Raw genomic sequence first — 5,490 nt, 5'->3', positions numbered from 1 at the left:
AAAGGAAAAGTCCCAGGGCGCTGCCCTGGACCCGTCGGGGGGGATAATCCCCCCGTATGCCTGAATCGATACTCATGACATTTCATGGCCGTGCGTCAGCGTCTTGATCGTCTGCTGGTGGCGCGCAACCTTGCGCAAAGCGTCGAGGAGGCCCACCGTCTGCTGATGAGCGGTGAGGTGCTGGTGGATGATCGGCCCTTTTCCAAACCGGGGGCGCTGGTTGCGGAGGGGGCGGTACTGCGTTTGCGACAGGCGGCGCACCCCTGGGTATCCCGTGGCGGGGTCAAGCTGGCTCATGCCCTGGAAAGCTGGCAGCTTTCGCCGCAGGGTTTGACCTGCATCGACGTGGGGGCCTCCACCGGCGGGTTTACCGACGTGCTGCTCACCCTGGGCGCGGCCAAAGTCTTCGCCGTGGATGTGGGTTACGGGCAGTTGGCCTGGAAGCTGGTTCAGGATCCGCGCGTGGTGCGGCTGGATCGCACCAACATCCGGGAAGTGAGCCCCGAGCATCTGGGTACTCTCTGTCAGATGGCGGTCATCGATTGCAGTTTCATTTCGTTGCGCCGGGTTCTGCCCGCCCTGCATCCCCTGTTGCGGCCCGACTCCCCGATCATCGCTCTGGTCAAGCCGCAGTTCGAGGCCTTGCCGGAAGAGGTCTCCTCGGGCGGCATCGTGCGGGACGAGGCGGTGCATGAACGGGTTTTGACGGATTTGAGGGATTATTTGGCGCAGAGCGCCGAGTGGCGCTTTGTTGGCACCCTGGCCTCTCCGCTGCCGGGGGCCAAGGGCAATCGGGAGTTTCTGCTGCTGGCCTTCCGCTGCTGACAGCCGGTCGGGAGGGATGAGGCTCCCCAACCGCTGCCAGCGGAAGTGGACGGTTCAGGCGGCGATGGATTGGCTTTCGAGGGGTTTGCCGCAGCGGTTCAACAGTTCGTTCAATACGGGTTTCACTCGGGGGGGGATGGCTCCGCCGATCCCGTACCACCAGAGCCGCACCTGGGACGGGGCCACTTTCAGATCCTGCGCCAGGGCCTGAATGTAGATTTTGGCCAGCAACCCCTCTCCGTAAAGCAGCACCCCTGCGTGACGCAGTTCCTCCGTGTTCATCGTTTCATTCCCTTGTAATGCCTGTGCAGAGAGTCAGGAGTCTTTCCATCGGTTGTCATGGAGAGAAATTGCAATTATTGCGCCGATTTGCGAGCCGCCAACCGCGTTTCAGCCAGATCATTGTGGCGAGTTTTATTGCAGGGCAGGGTGGCAGCTATTATTATTCCAGCAGGATGGATCGGTATATTTGCCAGGAGTTTCGCATGCCGCCTCAATTCGACCACCTTCTGTTCCGCGCCGAAACGCCCGAAAAGCCGGAGACGATCCGCAAGCTTTTCCGGGGACGTGAAAAAGCCCTGGAACAGGTTGCTGACATCCTTCGGAAAGGCATGGATCTCTCCGGTCGCCGGGTGCGGAACCAGCAGAGGAAAGAACCCTGGGTGATCCATGGGCAAACCCGCTCCGGCAAATCCCATTTTGCCCGCCGGATATTCCTGGAGTTCGCCAATCAGCCCGGACACCATCAGGTGACGGTTCTGGCCAGAGAGAAGCTGGATGCCATCCGGGTCATGCGAAAACTGTTCGAAAAGGTGCATGAGGGCTTTCGTGACGCATTACAGACCATTACCTTCGACGGACTTCCGGATTTCCTGCGGACAAGGGTCCATAATGTCACCCAAATCATGCGCGATGTCGATTATTTTGGTACGGGGTCCGACCGAATCACCCTCTCCATCGGCAGCAGCACCTTCTTCGACCTGAAGGCGGGGATCGACTCGGCCAGTGCTTCCAACTACATGAAACTCGTGGCAACCTTGGGAGCGGGCCGAACCGATTCCGAACAAACCACCTTGAGCCTCCGACCACCGACGTCGGAGGATTACGCCTTCTATATCAGTCTGATGGTGGATATTTTAAGCCAATTGGATCGGGGTGATCATTGGCTGATCCTCGTCGATGACGCCGATCTACTGGAAAACGAGTTTAAAAACAGTCCAGAGGCCCGACGAGAGCGTTCAGAACTGGCTGAAGCTCTGATCGAATTAAGCCAGTGCGAACGGGTGGATGTGGTGGTCACCTCCCGCTCACTCTATGCCCGCTCCCAAAAAGAGTTTTTCGAATTGATCGATCTCTCTGATCATCCCATGCCCGAAAGTACCCTGGCTGGTATCCAACAGGCGCATCTGGACCATTATCGAACGGATAAAGGAGAGGAGGATGGCTGGAACTTTCTCGATGAAAAGGCTTTACTGGAAGCGGCAAGACTCGCCGATTTCCTTCCGGGCGTATTTCTGAACCATATGAAAACCGCCTTTGGGCGATACTCTAAGGAAGAGGATGAAGGCACGCGCTCCCTGGATTGGTATCTTACCGTGTTCCGGGATCGTTTTCAGTCCTGGAAACGAAAGTACCCGACTTCCGCCAATACGTTGGAACAGTGCATTCGTGGAAAAAGTGGGGAATACCGCGTTTCCGAGGAGGATCCATTCTGGGGAACAGAGTTCGATAATTTCTTTACCATTCAAAGCTATTTCGACTATCGAATCTACCAAATACTCCCCTTGGCCCTGAAGGTGCTTCAAGAACCTATCGGGGATCAATCATGATTCGGGCGATCACCCCTTCCAATGAAGTTTTGACACTTCTGGCTACTTCCCTGCGTCAGGCAGAAAGGCAGCAGGATCGGCTTATCCAAGGATTGGACCGATTGCGGGAAATGACGGAGATTGACCTGTTGGAAGTCAGCCGCATGCCTGGAGCGCAAGGATTGGCCGCCCTGGCCGTTGTTCCCGAGGAGGAACGGGAGTTGCTCATCGCCGAGGCTGCAAACAGCCCGGAACAAGCCAATCGCTGGTCAGCCCTGCTACCCCATCTCGGAGGCCCCGATCAGCCTGTAGCCTGGCTCCTCGGACAGGTCTATCCCCACTCCGCCGCTTTGGGCCGTAACAGTTTGCTGACCAAGGATGACCAAGCACCTGACCCCGAGACAGCTATACAGTCACAATTGGAAACAATTCGGCTGCTTCGGTCCAGTGTAAAAATCCTGCCAGATATCGTTCTTCCTCACCTTGCAACAGCACTGAATAATCTTGGCGTCCAATTGGATCAACTTGGAAGAAGAGAAGAAGCCTTGGCAGCCACTGAAGAGGCCATTGGGATTCGCCGCACTCTGGTTCATGACCAATCCAATTCAACTCTTCCGGAATTGGCTGGCTCATTGCACAATTTAAGCATCACCCTTCGCAACTTGGGACGATACCACGAAGCTCTTCAAGCCGCCCGTGAAGCTGTGGAAATTCAGAGGAACGAACCCTCACCACAAGCCAAGCACAAGCTAACATTGCTTAGTATTTATTATCTTTCCTTGGCTTTAAATTATAAACTGGTTGGAAAGATGGATGAAGCTCTTCATTCATTGGCGGAAAGCATAACTACTCTTCATCCGTTGTTAGCAAAACACCCCGAGAATATCGTCGCCTTGGCGCATTCTGCTGTAACGAATTACCTCTCCCTATGCCAGGAATCCGGACAGGATCCCGACCCGGTCCTGCTCGATCCAATATTGGCAATCCTTCAGAAAAACCAGATCACCTCTCCGCAAGAACCAGCGACTCTGCCAAAACCCGGTCTTCCGGAGTATTGATGTTGAAGAAGGGATCGGCCTGACCATCGGGAGCAGCGGGGAACAAACAGCGTTGATGGGGAACTCGCTCCAGAAAGAGGTTCAAGGAGCGCTCCCCGGCATCCAGGGCCTGGGAGAGCTGCGGCAACAACCCCACCGGCCACAGCGCCACCACCGGGTGGGCGCGGCCCTCGGCGTCCGTGGCCACCACCGGAACCCCATCCGTTGCCGCCGCCAGCAGCATCGCAACCAGATTGCGCGGCAGAAAGGGCAGGTCCACCGCCACCGTCAGCAACCACGGCGTGGCGCAATGCTTGAGCGCCGCCTCCACCCCCGCCAAGGGCCCCTGCCGGCCCGGACGCTCATCCTGCAAGACCCGCAAACCCCGGCTGCGAAAACCCTCCACCTCCCCACTACTGACCACCACCCAGGCCACCACCTGATCCCCGAGACGTTCCACCACATGCTCCAGCAAAGGACGCCCGGCCAGCAACATGAAGGCCTTGTCCCCGCCCCCCATGCGACGGGACAGGCCGCCTGCCAGGATTGCGCCGCTTACTTGCGTCACTTAATAAACCTTTTTTATTGAAAAGACAAGAAAAAGAAAAGTCAAAGGATAGAACATTTTCTTTTTTTGATACTTAAAGGATAAATATTGAAAGGATTCAGGCCAGGTTGCCGAACCACTCCTGCCAGAAGGAAACCGGCTGCTCCAACGGCTCCTCCGGATAAACCACATGATCAAACAACCGTGGCGTCTCCTCCACCCCCTCCCGCACATAAACCAGCAACCCGCAGCGATGGAAAAATTCCGCCAGTCGCCAATGCACGAACACCTGCCACTGAATACGCTCCATCGACAACACCTGATCCACATGATGCGTACCCGACTCGGCCCGCTTGAGACGCTGATCGTAAATCCAATCCGGCGAGGGCAACATGAATTCGAAAATCAACCGGGTCAGCCAGTTGGGCGACAACACCCCCTTGGTGCCCGAAGGAATCTGCAACCGGGTGAAATCGATGTCCGGCCACTCGTGACCCGTGTCCCACTTCTGATCGTAAACCGGGCAACTCTGCCCCTCCCCCACGAAGGGCACGGCGAAATGCACCTCCCGCGGACAGTGGTTCAACGCCGGAGAACGCCACCACAAATTGCTGGTCAAATCGAGACAAACCTCCCCCGGCCAGCCGCGCAACCGATCAATCAGGCTGGTCTTGCCGCAACCGGGCGGTCCCGTCACCACCAGACGACTGACCACCACCCCCGCCGGCAAAATCACACCCCGTACCTCCCGGGTCTGACTCACGGCACGGGTGTCCAGAAAAGAAGAGGCCGCCAAACCCTCCTCCTCGCTCATGCCCCCCGACCCTCCCGAAACGCCTGCTCCATGGCCACCCCCGCCGCCTCGTCCAAATACCAGCTCACCCGCTCCCGCCGCCCCAAAATCCCCACCGGCAAGGCCTGAACCGCCGCCTCACCCTGCAACAACCGCCCCAACAAAGCCCCCTTCACCGCCCCCGTGGCCAACAAAACACACTCCGTCGCCCGCTTGATCACCTCCAGCGACAAACTGATACGGCGATTGCCGTCCGGGGCCCGCGTGGCCAGACAAACCTCCGACCAAACCTCGGCACGCTCCATCTCCGCCGGAAAGATCGAACCGATATGGCCATCCTCCCCCATGCCCAGCAACAAACAGTCGAAAACCGGCCAACCCTCACCATCCAAGGGCAGACGCTGCCGCAGCAAAGCCCCATAACGTGCCGCCTCCGCTTCGGGAGACCCCTCCCCCCGCATGCGCTCCACGGCAAACCCC

The 5,490-nt window shown here is 57.8% G+C and carries 7 protein-coding genes; 3 read left to right on the top strand and 4 right to left on the bottom strand.

Annotated elements, in window-relative coordinates; genetic code table 11:
- The first annotated feature begins 84 nt into the window (after nucleotides 1–84).
- The gene (locus tag HQL56_17800; protein MBF0311374.1) at nucleotides 85–825 is read left to right on the top strand and encodes a TlyA family RNA methyltransferase; all 741 of its coding nucleotides are present in this window, start codon (nucleotides 85–87) and stop codon (nucleotides 823–825) included.
- A 54-nt stretch (nucleotides 826–879) separates the two neighbouring features.
- Here the strand turns inward: HQL56_17800 and HQL56_17795 are convergent, their stop codons facing one another.
- Nucleotides 880–1,107 (bottom strand): hypothetical protein, encoded by a 228-nt coding sequence (locus HQL56_17795; protein MBF0311373.1) that lies wholly within the window; start codon nucleotides 1,105–1,107, stop codon nucleotides 880–882.
- 68 nt (nucleotides 1,108–1,175) lie between these two features.
- On the opposite strand from HQL56_17795, the gene HQL56_17790 reads away from it, so the two are divergent.
- Nucleotides 1,176–2,654: a hypothetical protein gene (locus HQL56_17790; protein ID MBF0311372.1), complete on the top strand. Its 1,479-nt coding sequence runs from the start codon at nucleotides 1,176–1,178 to the stop codon at nucleotides 2,652–2,654.
- Nucleotides 2,651–3,691: a tetratricopeptide repeat protein gene (locus tag HQL56_17785; GenBank protein MBF0311371.1), complete on the top strand. Its 1,041-nt coding sequence runs from the start codon at nucleotides 2,651–2,653 to the stop codon at nucleotides 3,689–3,691. The genes HQL56_17790 and HQL56_17785 overlap by 4 nt, the downstream gene beginning before the upstream one ends.
- On the opposite strand, the gene mobA is transcribed toward HQL56_17785, so the two are convergent.
- The 3 genes from mobA to HQL56_17770 form a co-directional block, all read right to left on the bottom strand.
- A complete protein-coding gene (gene mobA, locus HQL56_17780; protein ID MBF0311370.1) occupies nucleotides 3,636–4,190 on the bottom strand; it encodes a molybdenum cofactor guanylyltransferase in 555 nt (184 codons plus the stop codon). The two genes, HQL56_17785 and mobA, sit on opposite strands and share 56 nt — an antisense overlap.
- Before the next feature lie 145 nt (nucleotides 4,191–4,335).
- Nucleotides 4,336–5,031 carry a serine/threonine protein phosphatase gene (locus HQL56_17775; GenBank protein ID MBF0311369.1) on the bottom strand — a complete coding sequence of 232 codons (696 nt, stop codon included), beginning with the start codon at nucleotides 5,029–5,031 and terminating at the stop codon, nucleotides 4,336–4,338.
- Nucleotides 5,028–5,490, bottom strand: a 463-nt coding sequence (locus tag HQL56_17770) for a 6-phosphogluconolactonase (GenBank protein MBF0311368.1), incomplete at its 5' end; no start/stop codon positions are given. The genes HQL56_17775 and HQL56_17770, both read right to left, overlap by 4 nt.

Source organism: Magnetococcales bacterium (genome assembly GCA_015231925.1).
Taxonomy (GTDB): domain Bacteria; phylum Pseudomonadota; class Magnetococcia; order Magnetococcales; family JADGAQ01; genus JADGAQ01.
Note: the sequence above shows the minus strand (reverse complement) of the source record. Positions and strands in the feature narration are given on the sequence as shown.

What these genes read in the sequence shown, in the direction of transcription:
- HQL56_17800 (MBF0311374.1), top strand. Translation starts at nt 85, where the DNA reads ATGGCCGTGCGTCAGCGTCTTGATCGTCTGCTGGTGGCGCGCAACCTT.
- HQL56_17795 (MBF0311373.1), bottom strand. Translation starts at nt 1,107, where the DNA reads ATGAACACGGAGGAACTGCGTCACGCAGGGGTGCTGCTTTACGGAGAG.
- HQL56_17785 (MBF0311371.1), top strand. Translation starts at nt 2,651, where the DNA reads ATGATTCGGGCGATCACCCCTTCCAATGAAGTTTTGACACTTCTGGCT.
- mobA (MBF0311370.1), bottom strand. Translation starts at nt 4,190, where the DNA reads ATGGGGGGCGGGGACAAGGCCTTCATGTTGCTGGCCGGGCGTCCTTTG.
- HQL56_17775 (MBF0311369.1), bottom strand. Translation starts at nt 5,031, where the DNA reads ATGAGCGAGGAGGAGGGTTTGGCGGCCTCTTCTTTTCTGGACACCCGT.